We start from the raw sequence: 18,053 nt of genomic DNA, 5'->3' as shown, positions 1-18,053 counted from the left end.
CGGGTAAACCCGCTCCCATAGGATTAACACAGGCCCGAGGCAGTGATTTTCCTGTGGGAGCGGGTTCACCCGCGAATAGGCCGGATCAGGCCGAAGCCGTAACCTGCACCGGTCGCTTGACCTGTGGCTGCGAGGCATTGGCCGCCGCGCCTTCTTCGATCGCCTGCTGAATCGCCTTGCGACGACGCTCTTCTGCCTGGCGGCTGAAGTACCAGACGAAGAAGGTCACCAGCGACACCGACAGCAGGATCAGGCTGGCGACGGCGTTGATCTCCGGTTTCACGCCCAAACGCACCGCCGAGAACACTTCCATCGGCAAGGTGGTCGAACCCGGGCCCGACACAAAGCTGGCCAGCACCAGGTCATCCAGCGACAGGGCGAACGACATCATGCCGCCCGCCGCCAGCGACGGCGCGATCATCGGGATAGTGATCAGGAAGAACACCTTCCACGGCTTGGCACCCAGGTCCATCGCAGCTTCCTCGATCGAAAGGTCCAGCTCACGCAGGCGGGCCGACACCACTACCGCCACATACGCCGCACAGAACGTGGTATGGGCGATCCAGATGGTGACGATGCCGCGCTCCTGCGGCCAGCCGATCATCTGCGCCATGGCCACGAACAGCAGCAACAGCGACAGGCCGGTGATCACCTCGGGCATTACCAGCGGTGCGGTGACCAGGCCACCGAACAGCGTGCGGCCCTTGAAGCGGGTGACCCGGGTCAGCACGAATGCCGCCAGGGTACCCAGCGCCACCGCCGCCACCGCCGTGTAGCAGGCGATTTCCAGCGAGCGCATGACCGAACCCATCAGTTGGGTGTTGTCGAGCAGGCCGACGTACCACTTGACCGACCAACCACCCCATACCGTCACCAGCTTGGAGGCGTTGAACGAGTAGATCACCAAAATCAGCATTGGCAGGTAGATGAACAACAAGCCGAGCACCAGCATCAGCTTGGAGAAACCGAAGCGCTTCATGCCCTGCCCTCCATTTCTTTGGCCTGGCTGCGGTTGAACAGCAGGATCGGCACGATCAGGATCGCCAGCATCACTACCGCCAGCGCAGAGGCCACCGGCCAGTCACGGTTGTTGAAGAACTCTTGCCACAGCACCTTGCCGATCATCAGGGTTTCCGGGCCGCCAAGCAGTTCAGGAATCACGAACTCGCCCACCACCGGGATGAACACCAGCATGCAGCCGGCGATGATGCCGTTCTTCGACAGCGGCACAGTAATCTTCCAGAAGCTGTTGAAGGTGCTCGAACCCAGGTCCGAAGCGGCCTCGAGCAGGCTCTGGTCGTGCTTCACCAGGTTGGCGAACAGCGGCAGGATCATGAACGGCAGGTACGAATAGACCACGCCGATGTACACCGCCAGGTTGGTGTTGAGGATTTGCAGCGGCTGGTCGATCAGCCCGATCCACAGCAGGAAGCCGTTGAGCAGGCCGTTGTTGCTGAGAATGCCCATCCAGGCATAGACACGGATCAGGATCGCGGTCCAGGTCGGCATCATGATCAGCAACAGCAGGACCGTCTGCGTCTCCTTCTTGGCGTTGGCAATGGCATAGGCCATCGGGTAGCCGATCAGCAGGCACAGCAAGGTGCTGAAGAAGGCCATCTTCAGCGAGCCCAGGTAGGCCGAGATGTATAGCTCATCCTCGGTCAGCAGGCCGTAGTTGGCCAGGTTGAGCACCAGCTGGATCTTGTCTTCGACGTAGCTGTAGATCTCGGTATACGGCGGGATCGCCACATCGGCTTCGGCGAAGCTGATCTTCAGCACGATGAAGAACGGCAGCATGAAGAACAGGAACAGCCAGATGAACGGCACGCCGATCACCAGGTGCCGCCCCTCCGGGGTGATGCGCTGGAAGGCTCGCTTGAGCTTGCGCAGTTTCATGACCGCAGTACCACGCCGCTGTCGTCTTCCCACCACACGTACACTTCATCGCCCCAGGTTGGGCGGGTGCCCTGGCGCTCGGCGTTGGCAACGAACGACTGGACGATCTTGCCGCTCGGCAGCTCGACATAGAACACCGAGTGGCCGCCCAGGTAGGCGATATCGTGGACCTTGCCGCGCGACCAGTTGTGCTCGCAGGTAGGTTGCTGGGTGGTGACCAGCATCTTTTCCGGGCGCAGGGCGTAGGTGATGTGCTTGTCTTCCACCGAGGTGGTGATGCCGTGGCCGACGTAGATCTTGCGCTCCAGCTCCGGGCTGGCAATGATCGCGTGGCCTTCGGCGTCGTCGACCACTTCACCTTCGAACAGGTTGACGTTACCGATGAACTCGCACACCAGGCGGCTGGTAGGCGTCTCGTAAATGTCCACCGGCGAACCGATCTGGGCGATCCAGCCCAGGTGCATGATGGCGATGCGCTGGGCCATGGTCATGGCCTCTTCCTGGTCGTGGGTCACCATCACGCAGGTCACACCCACTCGTTCGATGATCTCCACCAGTTCCAGCTGCATCTGCGAGCGCAGCTTCTTGTCCAGTGCGCCCATCGGCTCGTCGAGCAGCAGCAGCTTGGGGCGCTTGGCCAGCGAGCGGGCCAGGGCCACGCGCTGACGCTGGCCACCGGACAGCTGGTGCGGCTTGCGCTTGGCGTACTGGGTCATGTGCACCAGCTTGAGCATCTCGGCCACGCGGGCGTCGATCTCGGCCTTGGGCATCTTGTCCTGCTGCAGGCCGAAGGCGATGTTCTGCGCCACGGTCATGTGCGGGAACAGCGCGTAGGACTGGAACATCATGTTGATCGGCCGCTCGTAGGGCGGCATGTCGGTGATGTCGACGCCATCGAGGAAGATCCGCCCTTCGGTCGGGCGCTCGAAACCGGCCAGCATGCGCAGCAAGGTGGACTTGCCGGAACCGGAGCCACCCAGCAGGGCGAAGATCTCGCCCTTGCGGATTTCCAGGGACACATCGTCCACAGCTACCGTTTCGTCGAACTTTTTCGTGACCCGGTCGATCTTGACCAGCACCTGCTTGGGTTGCTGGCCACCCTCGAGGGCTTTTTTATAGGCACCGGAGGCAACTGCCATGAGTGAAACTCCCAACAAGATTTTTGTGCCCGCGAGCCCTGTTTGACAGGTACCGCCACGGGCCTGGATTTTTACTTGCCCGACTTGACCTTGGTCCAGCTACGGGTCATCAGCCGTTGCACCTTGGGTGGCAACTCTGAATTCACGAACATCTTGTTCAGCACTTCCTGCGGTGGGTAAACCGCGGCGTCAGTCCTCACGGCCTGGTCCATCAGGTCGCCAGCCTTGGGGTTCGGGTTGGCGTAACCGACGTAATCACTGACCTGGGCGATAACCTCAGGCTTCAGCAAATAGTTGATGAAGGCATGCGCCTCTTTGACGTTCTTGGCGTCCTTGGGGATCGCCAGCACATCGAACCAGAGGTTGCCGCCTTCCTTGGGAATTGCGTAGGCCAGGTTCACGCCCTTCTTCGCTTCTTCGGCGCGGGTCTTGGCCTGGAACACATCACCCGAGAAGCCTGCCGCGACGCAGATGTCGCCGTTGGCCAGGTCGGTGATGTACTTGGACGAGTGGAAGTAGGTCACGTACGGGCGTACTGCCAGCAGTTTCTTTTCGGCCGCCTGGTAGTCCTTGGCGTTGGTGCTGTTGGGGTCCAGCCCCATGTAGTTGAGCACCGCCGGCAGCATTTCGTCCGCCGAGTCGAGGAAGGCCACGCCACACTTGGCGAGCTTCTTCATGTTTTCGGGCTCGAACAGCACCGCCCAGGAGTCGATGGTGTCCACGCCCAGCGCAGCCTTCACCTTGTCGACGTTGTAACCGATACCGTTGGTGCCCCACAGGTAAGGCACGGCGTACTGGTTGCCCGGGTCGTTCCTTTCCAGGCGCTTCATCAGCGCCGGGTCCAGGTTGGAATAATTGGGCAGCAGGTTCTTGTCGAGCCTCTGGAACGCGCCCGCCTTGATCTGCTTGCCGAGGAAATGGTTGGAGGGCACTACCACGTCATAGCCGGTATTGCCGGCCAGCAGCTTGCCTTCCAGGGTTTCGTTGGAGTCGAACACGTCTTGCACGGGCTTGATGCCCGTGGCTTTCTCGAAGTCCGCGAGTGTGGTCGGCCCGACATAGTCGGACCAGTTGTAGAAGTGCACCGTAGGCGCCGCTTGGACGCTGCATGCCAGCGTCAGGCCCGCTCCAGCCATCAAGGCTTTGCGGAATACAGAAATGGACAAGTGGGTGGTCCTCACAATCAGTGCCTGGGTAGCGACAATGCTGCCGCACACGCAAAACCGGCGCGCAACTTACCTTCGCAGCTTCGATGCCGCAATCATCAATTGCCTTTCACTGGCTCTGGGCCGGGGTTCGCCGGCCCAGAGGTGCCGCATCGGGGTTATTTGCCCGACTTGATCTTGGTCCAGCTACGGGTGATGTCACGCTGGGCCTTCGCTTCAGGTGCAGCGATGGCATACAGCTGTTTCTTCACTTCGGCTGGCGGATAGATGCTTGGGTCGCTGGTGATTTCCTTGTCCACGAACTGGGTGGCGGCAGCGTTGCCGTTCGGGAAGCGCACGGCGTTGGTGATTTCAGCCATGATTTCCGGCTGCATCAGGAAGTTCATGAACTGGTAGGCAGCGTCTTTGTGCTCGGCGTCCTTGGGGATGGCGACCATGTCGTAGAAGGTACCGGCACCTTCCTTCGGAATGACGTAGTCGACCTTGACCTTGTCGCCGGCTTCGTGGGCACGGGCCTTGGACTGCTCCAGGTCACCCGAGTAACCGACGGCTACGCAGATGTTGCCGTTGGCCATGTCGCCGATGTACTTGGACGAGTGGAAGTAGGTGATCGAAGGACGGATCTTGAGGAACAGGTCCTCGGCAGCCTTCAGGTCTTCCTTCTTGGTGCTGTCGGTCGGCTTGCCGAGGTAGTGCAGCGCAGCCGGGAGCATTTCGGTCGGCGCGTCGAGGAAGCTCACGCCGCAGCTTTTGAGCTTGGCGATGTTCTCAGGCTTGAACACCACGTCCCACGAGTCGATCTTGTCCACGCCCAGCGCGGCCTTGACCTTCTCCGGGTTGTAGCCGATGCCGATCGAGCCCCACATGTACGGGAAGGCATGCTTGTTGTCTTTGTCGCTGGCATCGCCAACGGCCTTGAGCAGGTCAGGGTCGAGGTTCTTCCAGTTCGGCAGCTTGGAACGGTCCAGTTCCTCGTACACGCCAGCCTTGATCTGCTTGGCCAGGAAGTTGTTGGACGGCACCACGATGTCGTAGCCAGACTTGCCGGCCAGCAGCTTGGCTTCGAGGGTTTCGTTGCTGTCGAACACGTCGTACTTGACCTTGATACCGGTCTGCTTCTCGAACTTGGCGATGGTGTCCGGAGCGATGTAGTCCGACCAGTTGTAGACGTTCAACACCTTGTCTTCAGCCTGAACAGCGGTAGCCATGGCGCCCATCAGGGCGGCGGCCAGCAACGTCTTGCCCATTTTATTCATGCGTAATGCTCCAGAATTTATTATTTAGCCATCTGTTCAGCAGCCAGGACCTACGGTGCAGAGCGCGCGGCGACTGAAACAGTCGCTAGTCTGGCAAGTTACAAGGCTCTGTATCAAGGAAAGCAGGGCCTTGTAACCACTTAATGTCACATCGCTAGCCTAGCAAACTGTCAACGAATCGCTTCGAGGGTCAGGTCCAGGCATTTGCGTGCCTTTTCCACCAGTTCGTCGATCTCTGCATGGCTGATCACCAGCGGCGGCGCAATGATCATGGTGTCACCCACCGCGCGCATGATCAGGCCGTTGTCGAAGCAGAAGGTGCGGCAGATCATGCCCACGCCCTTGCCTTCGTAACGGCTGCGAGTGGCCTTGTCCTTGACCAGCTCGATCGCGCCGAGCAGGCCCAGGCCGCGTACCTCGCCCACCAGAGGGTGGTCCTGCAGTTCACGCAAACGCTTTTGCAAATACGGTGCCGCTTCGGTACGGGCCTTCTCGACAATTTTCTCGTCGCGCAGGATGCGCAGGTTTTCCAGGCCTACTGCCGCCGCTACCGGGTGGCCGGAGTAGGTGAAGCCGTGGTTGAAGTCGCCGCCTTGGCTGAGTACCTGGGCCACGGTGTCACGCACGATCACACCGCCCATGGGGATGTAACCGGAAGTCAGGCCCTTGGCGATGGTCATCAGGTCGGGCTTGAGGTCGTAGTAGTCGGAGCCGAACCACTCGCCGGTACGGCCAAAACCGCAGATCACTTCGTCGGCGACGAACAGGATGTCGTACTTGGCGAGGATCTCCTTCACCTTCGGCCAGTAGGTTTCCGGCGGGATGATCACGCCGCCGGCACCCTGGATCGGCTCGGCGATGAAGGCGGCGACGTTGTCTTCGCCGACTTCGAGGATTTTCTGCTCCAGCTGCTCGGCTGCCCACACCCCGAACTCATCCGGGGTCATGTCGCCACCTTCGCCGAACCAGTAAGGCTGCGGGATATGCACGATGCCAGGGATCGGCAGGCCGCCTTGTTCGTGCATGCCGCTCATGCCGCCCAGGCTGGCGCCAGCCACGGTGGAGCCGTGGTAGCCGTTGATGCGGCCGATGATGGTCTGCTTCTGTGGCTTGCCTTTCAGCGCCCAGTAGTGGCGGACCATGCGCAGCACGGTGTCGTTGCCTTCGGAGCCGGAGCCGGTGAAGAACACATGGGTCATGCCCTGTGGCGCCACGTCGGAGATGGCCTTGGCCAGCTCCAGCGCAGGCGGGTGGGCAGTCTGGAAGAACAGGTTGTAGTAAGGCAGCTCACGCATCTGCTTTTCTGCCGCCTGCACCAGTTCTTCACGGCCATAGCCCACAGCCACGCACCACAGGCCAGCCATGCCGTCGAGGATCTTGTGCCCCTCGCTATCCCACAAATGCACACCCTGGGCCTTGGTGATGATACGCGGCCCCTTCTCCTTCAACTGCTTGTAGTCACTGAAGGGTGCGAGGTGATGCTCCCCGCTCAGGGCTTGCCATTCACGGGTTTGCGGGTTGTTGACGCTCATGTGCTTCTCCGTTGTTCGACAGCCGCGTCCTGCGGCACCAAGTTTGATCAGACAGCAAACAGCAGGAACTCACGCTCCCAGGAACTGATGACTCGCTTGAAGTTCTCGTGCTCGGCGCGCTTGGTGGCGACGTAGCCGGTGATGAACTTCTTGCCCAGGTACTGCACCAGTGCACGGCTGTTTTCCATGCGTTCCAAGGCATCTTCGATGGTCAGTGGCAGGCGCAGGTTGCGGCGTTCGTAGCCACGGCCCTGCACCGGCGCGCTGGCGTCGATGCCTTCGACCATGCCGATGTAGCCACACAGCAGGCTGGCGGCAATGGCCAGGTAAGGGTTGGCGTCGGCGCCTGGCAGGCGGTTCTCGACCCGACGGCTTTGCGGGCCGGCGTCCGGCACGCGCAGGCCGACGGTACGGTTCTCCTCGCCCCACTCCACGTTCACCGGCGCCGAGGTGTCGGGCAGGAAGCGGCGGAACGAGTTGACGTTCGGGGCGAACAGCGGCAACGCCTCTGGTATGAACTTCTGCAGGCCACCAATGTGGTGCAGGAACAGTTCGCTCATGCTGCCGTCGTCGTTGCTGAAGATGTTCTTGCCGGTGGCCACGTCGACCACGCTCTGGTGCAGGTGCATGGCACTGCCTGGCTCGCCGGTCATGGGCTTGGCCATGAAGGTGGCGGCGACGTTGTGCTTGAGCGCAGCCTCGCGCATGGTGCGCTTGAATACCAGGATCTGGTCGGCCAGGTGCAGGGCATCGCCATGACGGAAGTTGATCTCCATCTGCGCCGTGCCGTCTTCATGGATCAGCGTGTCGAGGTCCAGCTGCTGCAGTTCGCACCAGTCGTAGACGTCTTCGAACAGCGGGTCGAATTCGTTGGCGGCTTCGATCGAGAACGACTGGCGACCGGTTTCCGGGCGGCCCGAACGACCTACCGGAGGCTGCAGCGGGAAGTCAGGGTCTTCGCTGCGCTTGGTCAGATAGAACTCCATCTCCGGCGCGACGATCGGCTGCCAGCCCTTGTCGGCGTATAGCTTGAGGACTTTCTTCAGCACGTTGCGCGGCGACAGTTCGACCGGGTTGCCCTTCTTGTCGTAGGTGTCGTGAATCACCTGGGCGGTCGGCTCGATGGCCCATGGCACCAGGAACACTGCGTTCTCGTCGGGGCGGCAGATCATGTCGATGTCCGCCGGGTCCAGCAGTTCGTAATAGATGTCGTCGTCGACGTAGTCGCCGGTCACGGTCTGCAGCAGCACGCTCTCGGGCAGGCGCATGCCTTTTTCGGCGATGAATTTGTTGGTAGGCGAAATCTTGCCGCGCGTGATGCCGGTCAGGTCACTGATCATGCATTCGACTTCGGTGATCTTGTGCTCTTTCAACCAATCGGTGAGCTGGTCGAGGTTGTTACTCATAAATACCTCAGGAGGTAAGGTGGTCCGCGCACTGATTCTGGATGGAGTACATTGCTAAAGCAAAAACCCCCGCGCAGAGCCACAGTGGATACACTGAAAACAGGTGCGTCCGTAATGAGTTCGAAAGGCAGGAAGACGAAACGAAGGGCGGCAAGCCGCTATGAGGGCAGGTCCGTGAGCGCCAAACGTCAATTATTGCGGCCAGGGCGGCCACGCCATCGACGAAGCTTGCAAAAATGACGGATGTACCCGATGGCACTGCGCAGGCAGTGCTTTCAGGTCTCGGCAAGCGGACCATGTGACCCTCGTATTATTGTGTTCTGGGTTGAGACCGAGCTTAGCCTTGTTCATTTTTTTACACAACCACTCCGTAAAAAATAAAACACGGTTGGTCGGAGATAGCCCTTTGCGCGGGAAATAGCGGATAATGGTTTGCCCCGAGATGCAGCAAATCTGCCGTCGATGTGCCATTTCAGGGCATCATGGGGTTGGCTTGACATCAGTTTGTCTTTTCGATTGACTGGTCTTGCAAGCCCCCCTTGATTGATATTTTTAACAACAAAGGTGTTGCATCATGTCGGTACCCCCGCGTGCCGTTCAGCTTAACGAAGCGAACGCGTTCCTTAAGGAACATCCTGAGGTTCTCTACGTTGACCTTCTGATTGCAGATATGAATGGTGTGGTGCGTGGCAAGCGCATAGAGCGCACCAGCCTCCACAAGGTTTACGAGAAAGGCATCAACCTGCCTGCCTCCCTCTTCGCCCTGGACATCAACGGTTCCACCGTTGAAAGCACCGGGCTGGGCCTGGACATCGGCGATGCTGACCGCATCTGCTATCCAATCCCTGACACCCTCTGTAACGAGCCGTGGCAAAAGCGCCCTACCGCTCAGCTGCTGATGACCATGCACGAGCTCGAAGGCGAGCCGTTCTTCGCCGACCCGCGTGAAGTGCTGCGTCAGGTGGTGAGCAAGTTCGACGAACTGGGCCTGACCATCTGCGCCGCGTTCGAGCTGGAGTTCTACCTGATCGACCAGGAGAACGTGAATGGCCGCCCGCAGCCGCCGCGTTCGCCAATTTCGGGCAAGCGCCCGCAGTCGACCCAGGTGTACCTGATCGACGACCTGGACGAATATGCCGACTGCCTGCAGGACATCCTGGAAGGCGCGAAAGAGCAGGGCATCCCGGCCGACGCCATCGTCAAGGAAAGCGCCCCGGCGCAGTTCGAAGTCAACCTGCACCACGTGGCCGACCCGCTCAAGGCCTGCGACTACGCGGTACTGCTCAAGCGGTTGATCAAGAACATCGCCTACGACCATGAAATGGACACCACCTTCATGGCCAAGCCCTACCCGGGCCAGGCAGGCAACGGCCTGCATGTACACATTTCCGTGCTGGACAAAGATGGCAACAACATCTTCACCAGCGAGGATCCCGAGCAGAACGCCGCGCTACGTCACGCTGTCGGCGGTGTGCTCGAGACCCTGCCCGCGTCCATGGCGTTCCTTTGCCCGAACGTCAACTCGTACCGCCGCTTCGGCGCGCAGTTCTATGTGCCGAACGCGCCAAGCTGGGGCCTGGACAACCGCACCGTGGCCCTGCGGGTTCCGACCGGCTCGCCGGACGCCGTGCGCCTGGAGCACCGCGTGGCCGGTGCCGACGCCAACCCGTACCTGATGATGGCCGCCGTACTGGCCGGCGTGCACCATGGCCTGACCAACAAGGTCGAGCCGGGTGCGCCGATCGAAGGCAACTCGTACGAGCAGCTGGAGCAAAGCCTGCCGAACAACCTGCGCGATGCCCTGCGCGAGCTGGACGACAGCGAGATCCTGAACAAGTACATCGATCCGAAGTACATCGACATCTTTGTCGCGTGCAAGGAGAGCGAGCTGGAGGAGTTCGAGCATTCGATCTCCGACCTCGAGTACAACTGGTACCTGCATACCGTGTAAATGAAAACGCCGCCCACAAGGGCGGCGTTTTCGTTCAAGATCGGTGTCGCCTGCTTCGCGGGTAAACCCGCTCCCACAGGGACCGCGCCGGCCTCAGGTCCGGTGAGGATCCTGTGGGAGCGGGTTTACCCGCGAAGAGGCCAGTACAGGTTTACAAGGGCTTCTCGAAAATCTTCGAATTGCGCTGATAGTTGTACAGCGAAGCCCGCGCCGCCGGCAGCCGCTCCACGCCACTCGGTGCAAACCCGCGTTCGCGGAACCAGTGCGCGGTTCGCGTCGTCAGCACGAACAGGGTGTTCAGCCCCAACTGCCGCGCCCGGCTTTCGATACGCTCCAGCAGTTCGTCGCCACGCCCGCCATGGCGGTACTCCGGGTTCACCGCCAAGCACGCCAGTTCGCCGGCGTCGGAGTCGGCAATCGGGTACAACGCCGCACAGGCGATGATCATGCCTTCCCGCTCGACCACGCTGAACTGCTCGATCTCCCGCTCCAGCACCTCACGCGAACGGCGCACCAGGATGCCCTGCTCTTCCAGCGGGCTGATCAGCTCCAGCAAACCGCCCACATCCTCGATGGTTGCCTCGCGCACCACTTCGAACTGCTCCTGCGACACCAGCGTGCCGCCACCGCCACGGGTGAACAGCTCGGTCAGCAAGGCGCCATCTTCGGCATAGCTGACGATATGACTGCGCGCCACGCCGCCTTTGCAGGCTTCGGCCGCGGCATCCAGCAATTCGCCCTGGTAATCGCTGCCCAGGCGCTGCAAATGCGGGGCAACCTGCTGCGGGCGCAGCTCACGCACCAGCTTGCCATCTGCATCCAGCAGGCCCGGCTCGGCACCAAACAGCAGTAGCTTGTCGGCACCCAGTTCGATTGCGGCACGGGTGGCCACGTCTTCGCAGGCCAGGTTGAAGATTTCGCCCGTGGGCGAATAGCCCAGCGGTGACAACAACACGATGGAGCGCTCGTCGAGCAGGCGGCTGATGCCCTTGCGGTCGACCCGGCGTACTTCGCCGGTGTGGTGGTAGTCCACGCCTTCGAGCACGCCGATCGGCCGCGCCGTGACCAGGTTGCCGGACGCCACGCGCAGGCGCGAGCCCTGCATCGGCGAAGCGGCGATGTCCATCGACAGGCGCGCCTCGATTGCCAGGCGCAGGGCGCCGACAGCATCGATCACGCAATCCAGGGTGGCGGCATCGGTGATGCGCAGGCCACGGTGGTAGTGCGGGGTCAGGCCGCGCTCGGCCAGGCGGCTTTCGATCTGCGGGCGCGAGCCATGTACCAGCACCAGGCGCACGCCAAGACTGTGCAGCAACACCAGGTCGTGGACGATGTTGCCGAAATTAGGGTGTTCCACCCCATCGCCAGGGAGCATGACCACGAAGGTGCAGTCGCGATGGGCATTGATATACGGGGAGGCATGACGCAGCCAGTTGACGTAGTCGGGCATGACAGGGCCTGTGGATAAGTGGACGGAGAACGGCGATACAGGGGGCGTTCAGGATCATCGTCGGAACAGGCTTGCGGTCACGCGCGGTCTCCTCTAGGCAGGAACGAATCAATTCGATTGACGTTTAGTCCAGGCAATAATGCCGGATCAAGTCACGCAATAGACGCACGGTAGGCTCGATTCGTGACATTTCAAGGTATTCGCCGGGCTGGTGGGCACAGGCGATGTCGCCGGGGCCCAGCACGATGGTCTGGCAACCCAGCTGCTGAAGATAAGGCGCTTCGGTGCCGAACGCCACCGCTTCGGCGCGATGGCCGGTCAGGCGCTCCGCCACCTGCACCAGCTCGGTGTCGGCGGCCTGCTCGAATGGCGGCACCTCGGGGAATAGCGGCGCATGGTCGATGCGCACCTCGAAGCGCTCTGCCACCGGCACCAGCTTGGCACGGATGGCCGCGCGCAGTTGCTCCACATCCATGCCTGGCAGCGGGCGCAGGTCGAATTCCAGGGCGCACTGGCCGCAGATACGGTTGGGGTTGTCACCGCCGTGGATGCAGCCGAAGTTCATGGTGGGGGTCGGCACGGTGAATTGCGGGTTGCGGTAGGTTTGCTGCCATTGCTGGCGCAGGCCCATCAGCTCGCCCATCACTGCGTGCATGGCCTCCATGGCGCTGCGGCCCAGGCTTGGGTCCGAGGAGTGGCCGCTGCGCCCGAGGATGTCGATGCGGTCCATGAGGATGCCCTTGTGCATGCGAATCGGCCGCAGCCCGGTGGGCTCGCCGATCACTGCCGCACGGCCGAGTGGCTGCCCGGCCTCGGCCAGAGCGCGCGCGCCGGACATTGAGCTTTCTTCGTCACAGGTGGCGAGGATCAGCAGCGGCTGCTTGAAATCGTGCTCCAGCAGCGGGATGACTGCCTCGATGGCCAGGGCGAAGAAGCCCTTCATGTCGCAGCTGCCCAGGCCGACCCAACGGCCATCGGTTTCGGTCAGCTTCAGTGGGTCACTGGCCCACAGCTGTTCGTCATAGGGTACGGTGTCGCTGTGCCCCGCCAGCACCAGGCCACCCGGGCCAGTGCCACGGCTGGCCAGCAGGTTGAACTTGCCGGGGCTGACCTGCTGGATGTCGCACTTGAAACCCAGGTCGCCCAGCCAGCCGGCCAGCAGGTCGATGACCTGGCGGTTGGACTGGTCCAGCGCAGGCTGGGTGCAACTGACCGAAGGCGCGGCGATCAAGGCGGCGAACTGGTCTTTCAGCGTCGGCAACGGCATGCGCGTACTCCTCGGAAGCGTTGCCCATCATAGCAATGCCACTCGTTCGCAGGGCAACCGTGTGGCCTTCTTCGCGGGTAAACCCGCTCCCACAGGGAAAGCGCCACACCTGAGGGCAACACAGTACCTGTGGGAGCGGGTTCACCCGCGAAGAAGCCCACCACGATCCAACAGACGAGAGCCGACTCCTGTAGACTGCTGGGCAACCACGCCCCCTCCTTCGAGCCTGTGATGCACAAAGAAACCGAACTCAAGCTCCGCGCCAGCCGCGAGACCCTTGCCGCCCTGCGCGAGCACCCTCTGCTGAAAAAGCGCAACAAGTCCGGCTGGCAGACCCGCGAACTGCTCAACCAGTACTTCGACACCCCAGAGCGCGAGCTCTCCGCTGCCCGTGTGGCCCTGCGCCTGCGCCGCGATGGCGAGGCCATCATCCAGACCCTCAAGTGCCGCGGCACCAGCGTGGCGGGCCTGTCCGAACGCAACGAGCACGAATGGCAGCTGGACAAGGTCAAGCTCGACCTGAAGAAGCTCGACGACAGCTGCTGGCCCGCGCAACTGGCCAACCTGGACAAAAAGACCATCAAGCCGCTGTTCACCACCGACTTCACCCGTGAATACGCCGAAATCGCCTGGGGCCGTGGCAAGAGCAAGGTGGTGATCGAGGCCGCGCTGGACCAGGGTTTCGTGATCGCCGGCAAGCGCAAGGAAGAAATCTGCGAGCTGGAACTGGAACTGCGTGAAGGCGAGCCTCAGGCTCTTTTGGAACTGGCCGCCGAGCTGGCCGCCAGCCTGCCACTGATGCCATGCGACATCAGCAAGGCCGAGCGTGGCTACCGCCTGCTGGAGCCGGACAGCTACGAGCTGGGCCTGCCGCACACCGAGCTGGAAGGCGAAATGGCCGTGGACGACGCCTACGCCGCACTGGCCTGGCAACTGCTGGGCAGCAGCCAGCGCCTGGCCGAGCAATACCGCCACAACGGCCACTGGCGCCTGTTGCAGGACTGGGTCGAGTGCCTGAGCGAGCTGCGTGCCATGACCGCCAGCCTGGGCCAGGCCGCGCCGCGCGCCACTACCCGCGACCTGCGCAGCAGCCTCGACGCCCTGCTCGAAGACTGGCGCCCACTGGTGCAGGCCGGCAATGAGGACGAAGATATCCGCCGCGCCGCTCCCGAGCAGTTCGTCGAAGAGCTGGAAGACGTGCGCTGGGGCCAGTTCTCGCTGGAAACCTCGCGCTGGCTGCTGGCCCGCGCCTGGACCGTGGAGCGCAAAGGCCGCGGCGAGCGCCAGGGCAAGGCGCAGCTGGCCAGCTGGCTGGCGCACCTGCTGGGCGAAGAAGGCCGTGCGTTGAAACTGCCGCTGTACACCCAGCGCCCGGAAGACCTGGCCGAGCAGTTGCCGCGCATCGAACAGCTACTGGCCTGGCTGCACCATGCCCGCCAGGTGCTGGAAGCGCCACAGATGGACCGCCTGTATGGCGACCTGAAGAAGCTGCATGAGCTGGCTGAACAGCCGATCAGCGATGAAGTGCTGGAAGCGCGTATCGAACAGGCCCGGGCGGTAGATCAGAGCCGCGGCTGGAAGCACCTGCTCAAGGCTTGATACCGCGTAGCCTTCTTCGCGGGCTTGCCCGCTCCCACAGGGAACTGCACAAGGCCTGGGCCTGCACAGCACCTGTGGGAGCGGGCGAGTCGGGGCGCCGAACCGCCGCGAATGGCCTCAACGCGAAAGTGGCAGGCTGGTGGTGGACTTGATCTCCGATAGCGCCACGATCGAGTTCACCTCCTGTATCCCCGGCACGTTCGACAGCTTTTCGAAGAAGAACCGCTCATAAGCCTCGATATCCGGGGTAACAATGCGCAACAGAAAGTCCACCGAGCCCATCAGCACATAACACTCCAGCACCTCCGGAAACCCACGGATCGCGTCGGTGAACTCGGTGAAGTTGGAGCGCCCGTGGGCGTTCAGTTTCACCTCGGCGAATATCTGCGTGTTCAGGCCGACCTTCTTGCGATCCAGCAAGGTCACCTGCCCGCGAATCACCCCCTCCTCCTTCAACCGCTGGATACGCCGCCAGCACGGCGATTGGGACAGCCCCACGCGTTCGGCGATCTGCGCGCTGGACAGCGAAGCGTCCTCCTGCAGCAGTTCGAGGATACGGCGGTCGTAGGCGTCCAGCTCGCTGTGCATCAATAATTCTCCTGAACAGCACTTCATGAATAGAACAATTCGCCGATACGGCGAAATGATCAAATCATAGCGAAAAAATACCGCCACCAACGTGCAAGAATTTCTCCCACATTCGCGGAGACCAGCATGAACGCACAGCCCCGTACCGACGCCTGGGCCGCCAGCAGCGCCCACAGCACCGTGCACTATCGCCTGCAGGCCGAGGCCGAGCCTGACAGCCTGTGCCGGGTGCTCAACCTGTTTGCCCTGCAGTTCCTGACCCCGCACAGCGTGCAGGTCAACCAGCAGGATGACTGGCTGGATATCGAGGTCGGCATCGGCGGCCTGAGCTGGCACCGGGCCGAGGTGATTGCGCAAAAATTGCGCAACCTGGTGTGTGTGGGTGAAGTGAGCCTGACCAATCTGCAGCGGGTGGAACTGGCGGTGGTCTGAGCGATCAGCTGTACCTGTGCTGGCCTCTTCGCGGGTGAACCCGCTCCCACAGGTACTGCACAGTATTCAAGGCCTGTGCGATCCCTGTGGGAGCGGGTTAACCCGCGAAGAGGCCAGCACAGGCACTGCAAGATCCCGAAACCCTTCATCCCCATCAACCCAGCCCCGCCCGTCTAGCCTTGATCAGCACTCCCCTGTCAGGCACGGACGCCAACCATGCACACCTCCGACAACCCGGCACTCGACCTCAAGCGCGTGCTCCAGGCCCTGCTCGCCGACCAGCATCTACACGCCAACGACACCCTTCAGGTACTCGAGCACGCCGCCACTCACCCCACCGCTCACCCGCTGGAACAGATCGCCGCCTGCGCCCTGGAAGACCGCCGACACCCTGGCCAGCCCCTGGACCTGGACCGCCTCTGCCAATGGCTGGCCAACAAGGTCGGCCAGCCCTACCTGCGCATCGACCCGCTGCAACTGGACCTGCCCCAGGTCACCGGCCTGATATCCCCTGCATTCGCCCAGCGCCATGGCATCCTCATCGTTGCCGCCGACGCCTCCAGCGTCACCGTCGCCAGCGCCCAACCCTACCAGGACGACTGGCTGGCCGACCTCACCCGCAGCCTTGGCCGGCCGGTCCGTCGCGTGCTGGCCAACCCGCAGCAGGTTCGCCAGGCAGGGCAGTCGTTCCATCGCCTGGCCCAATCGGTAAAGGGCGCGCAACACCAGCAGTCAGCAAGCCTGGGTGAACTCGAACAGCTGCTGGAACTGGGCAAGCGCCAGGCCGAGGCCAGTGCGGACGACGCGCACATCGTGCATATCGTCGACTGGCTGCTGCAGTACGCCATCGAGCAACGCGCCAGCGATATCCACCTGGAACCACGCCGCGAGCAGGGCCAGTTGCGCTACCGCATCGACGGCCTGCTGCACAACGTCTATGCCTTCCCCGCCGGAGTGACCCTGGCGCTGGTCAGCCGCCTGAAACACCTGGGGCGCATGGACGTCGCGGAAAAGCGCCGGCCGCAGGATGGCCGGCTGCAAAGCCGCCTGCCTGGCGGTGGCGAGGTAGAATTGCGGCTGTCGACTCTGCCGACCCCGTTCGGCGAAAAGCTGGTGCTGCGCCTGTTCGACCCGCAACAGTTGCAAGAAGGCTTCGACCGGCTCGGCCTGGATGGGGCGCAACTGGAACAGTGGCAAAGCCTGCTGCGCCAGCGCCAGGGCATCATCCTGGTCACCGGCCCCACCGGGTCCGGCAAGACCAGCACGCTGTACGCCAGCCTCAAGCTGCTGGCCACGCCGCAGGTCAACCTGTGCACCATCGAAGACCCGATCGAGCGCCTGGATCCCGCCTTCAACCAACTGCAGGTGCAGCCTGCGCTGGACCTGGGTTTCGCCAACGGTGTGCGGGCCATGCTGCGCCAGGATCCGGACATCATCATGATCGGTGAAATCCGTGACCGCGAGACCGCCCTGGTGGCGGTGCAGGCAGCCCTGACCGGGCACCTGGTGCTGTCGACCCTGCACACCAACGACGCCTGTGGCGCGATCACCCGCCTGCAGGAGCTGGGTGTGGCCGACTACCTGATCAAGGCAACGCTGGTGGGGGTCATGGCCCAGCGGTTGGTTCGCACGCTGTGCGCGGATTGCCGGGGTGGTGCAGCGCTGCCCGAAGGCCAGCCGTGCCGTACCTGTCGTGGCACCGGGTTCCATGGCCGCACAGGGTTGTTCGAGCTGCTGGTGCCCAGCGACAGCCTGCGAGCCCTGATAGGCCCGGGCAGCGACCTGGCCAGTTTGCGGCGTCAGGCCGTGGCCGATGGATTGCTCGATCTGCGCCGCTGCGGTGAAGCCAAGGTAGCCTGCGGGCAGACCCGCCAAGAGGAAGTGCTACGGGCCTGTTCCTGAGCAAAAATCCTTTGTATTCAAGGAACTTGCACCCCCGTGGCAGGATCAAACCGCGCATCTTCAACCCTCACCCTTCGAGGTGTTTCAACATGCGTTTCAAAACCGCCATCGCTGCCGCTGCCTTGCTTTCGCTGCCTATCGGCTCGGCCATGGCCGATACCTTCTGGCGTAACGTGATGACTACCGGTGCTACCACGGCATCGAGCTACCTGACTTCCGGGGATCACAAGCTGGTGATGGCGGCGCAGGATGACGCTGGCAGCTTCGTGGCCAGCGAAGGCGCGATCCGCGGCCCGTTCCTTGAAGCGGCGATTCGCCAGGCCCGCGCGCAGAACCCGGGGATGCAGGCTTCCGACATGGAACTGGCCAATGCCATCCTGGCCAAGAATGCAGTAGCCGAATAACAGCGTCGCCTGCTTCGCGGGTGAACCCGCTCCCACAGGTACTGCACAGTATTCAAAACTTGCAG

At 62.4% G+C, this 18,053-nt stretch carries 15 protein-coding genes; 5 read left to right on the top strand and 10 right to left on the bottom strand.

Features of this window, described 5'->3' with window-relative positions; translation table 11 throughout:
* Window positions 1-85: 85 nt before the first annotated feature.
* The 7 genes from J5M58_RS02495 to J5M58_RS02465 all read right to left on the bottom strand — a co-directional run bounded on the left by J5M58_RS02495 (window position 86) and on the right by J5M58_RS02465 (window position 8,395).
* Complete coding sequence (locus J5M58_RS02495) at window positions 86-979, bottom strand: ABC transporter permease subunit (RefSeq protein ID WP_112249806.1); 894 nt, start codon at window positions 977-979, stop codon at window positions 86-88.
* Window positions 976-1,896 (bottom strand): ABC transporter permease subunit, encoded by a 921-nt coding sequence (locus tag J5M58_RS02490; RefSeq protein WP_112249808.1) that lies wholly within the window; start codon window positions 1,894-1,896, stop codon window positions 976-978. Before J5M58_RS02490 ends, J5M58_RS02495 begins: the two co-directional genes overlap by 4 nt.
* A complete protein-coding gene (potA, locus tag J5M58_RS02485; protein ID WP_016712588.1) occupies window positions 1,893-3,035 on the bottom strand; it encodes a polyamine ABC transporter ATP-binding protein in 1,143 nt (380 codons plus the stop codon). Before potA ends, J5M58_RS02490 begins: the two co-directional genes overlap by 4 nt.
* A 71-nt stretch (window positions 3,036-3,106) precedes the next feature.
* On the bottom strand, window positions 3,107-4,201 hold the full coding sequence (locus tag J5M58_RS02480; protein WP_207877065.1) for a polyamine ABC transporter substrate-binding protein: 1,095 nt from the start codon (window positions 4,199-4,201) through the stop codon (window positions 3,107-3,109).
* A 158-nt stretch (window positions 4,202-4,359) separates the two neighbouring features.
* Window positions 4,360-5,457, bottom strand: a complete 1,098-nt coding sequence (locus tag J5M58_RS02475) for a polyamine ABC transporter substrate-binding protein (protein ID WP_085621599.1) — start codon at window positions 5,455-5,457, stop codon at window positions 4,360-4,362.
* 170 nt (window positions 5,458-5,627) lie between these two features.
* Window positions 5,628-6,989 (bottom strand): aspartate aminotransferase family protein, encoded by a 1,362-nt coding sequence (locus J5M58_RS02470; RefSeq protein WP_112249812.1) that lies wholly within the window; start codon window positions 6,987-6,989, stop codon window positions 5,628-5,630.
* A gap of 47 nt (window positions 6,990-7,036) precedes the next feature.
* Window positions 7,037-8,395, bottom strand: a complete 1,359-nt coding sequence (locus tag J5M58_RS02465) for a glutamine synthetase family protein (RefSeq protein ID WP_112249814.1) — start codon at window positions 8,393-8,395, stop codon at window positions 7,037-7,039.
* A gap of 574 nt (window positions 8,396-8,969) precedes the next feature.
* Between J5M58_RS02465 and J5M58_RS02460 the strand changes: the two genes are divergently transcribed.
* Window positions 8,970-10,346, top strand: coding sequence for a glutamine synthetase family protein (locus tag J5M58_RS02460; protein ID WP_112249816.1), 1,377 nt, complete (start codon window positions 8,970-8,972; stop codon window positions 10,344-10,346).
* Between the two features lie 151 nt (window positions 10,347-10,497).
* On the opposite strand, the gene argA is transcribed toward J5M58_RS02460, so the two are convergent.
* Together argA and argE are read right to left on the bottom strand one after the other, a co-directional pair.
* Entirely contained in the window at window positions 10,498-11,796 is a 1,299-nt protein-coding gene (gene argA / locus J5M58_RS02455) for an amino-acid N-acetyltransferase (protein WP_112249818.1), read from the bottom strand.
* 124 nt (window positions 11,797-11,920) lie between these two features.
* Window positions 11,921-13,063, bottom strand: a complete 1,143-nt coding sequence (argE, locus tag J5M58_RS02450; RefSeq protein ID WP_112249820.1) for an acetylornithine deacetylase — start codon at window positions 13,061-13,063, stop codon at window positions 11,921-11,923.
* A gap of 231 nt (window positions 13,064-13,294) precedes the next feature.
* Here argE and J5M58_RS02445 point away from each other — a divergent pair, with 231 nt between their 5' ends.
* A complete protein-coding gene (locus tag J5M58_RS02445) occupies window positions 13,295-14,662 on the top strand; it encodes a CYTH domain-containing protein (RefSeq protein WP_112249821.1) in 1,368 nt (455 codons plus the stop codon).
* Between the two features lie 117 nt (window positions 14,663-14,779).
* Here the strand turns inward: J5M58_RS02445 and J5M58_RS02440 are convergent, their stop codons facing one another.
* The gene (locus tag J5M58_RS02440; protein WP_015272225.1) at window positions 14,780-15,250 is read right to left on the bottom strand and encodes an Lrp/AsnC family transcriptional regulator; all 471 of its coding nucleotides are present in this window, start codon (window positions 15,248-15,250) and stop codon (window positions 14,780-14,782) included.
* A 126-nt stretch (window positions 15,251-15,376) separates the two neighbouring features.
* Between J5M58_RS02440 and J5M58_RS02435 the strand changes: the two genes are divergently transcribed.
* From J5M58_RS02435 to J5M58_RS02425, 3 genes are all read left to right on the top strand, one after another.
* The gene (locus tag J5M58_RS02435; protein ID WP_112249822.1) at window positions 15,377-15,682 is read left to right on the top strand and encodes a hypothetical protein; all 306 of its coding nucleotides are present in this window, start codon (window positions 15,377-15,379) and stop codon (window positions 15,680-15,682) included.
* A gap of 216 nt (window positions 15,683-15,898) precedes the next feature.
* Window positions 15,899-17,584: a GspE/PulE family protein gene (locus tag J5M58_RS02430; protein WP_112249823.1), complete on the top strand. Its 1,686-nt coding sequence runs from the start codon at window positions 15,899-15,901 to the stop codon at window positions 17,582-17,584.
* A gap of 89 nt (window positions 17,585-17,673) precedes the next feature.
* On the top strand, window positions 17,674-17,988 hold the full coding sequence (locus J5M58_RS02425) for a DUF2388 domain-containing protein (protein WP_112249824.1): 315 nt from the start codon (window positions 17,674-17,676) through the stop codon (window positions 17,986-17,988).
* Window positions 17,989-18,053: the final 65 nt, after the last annotated feature.

It is taken from the genome of Pseudomonas sp. 32_A, from assembly GCF_017490905.1.
Taxonomy (GTDB): Bacteria; Pseudomonadota; Gammaproteobacteria; order Pseudomonadales; family Pseudomonadaceae; genus Aquipseudomonas; species Aquipseudomonas inefficax.
Note: the sequence above shows the minus strand (reverse complement) of the source record. Positions and strands in the feature narration are given on the sequence as shown.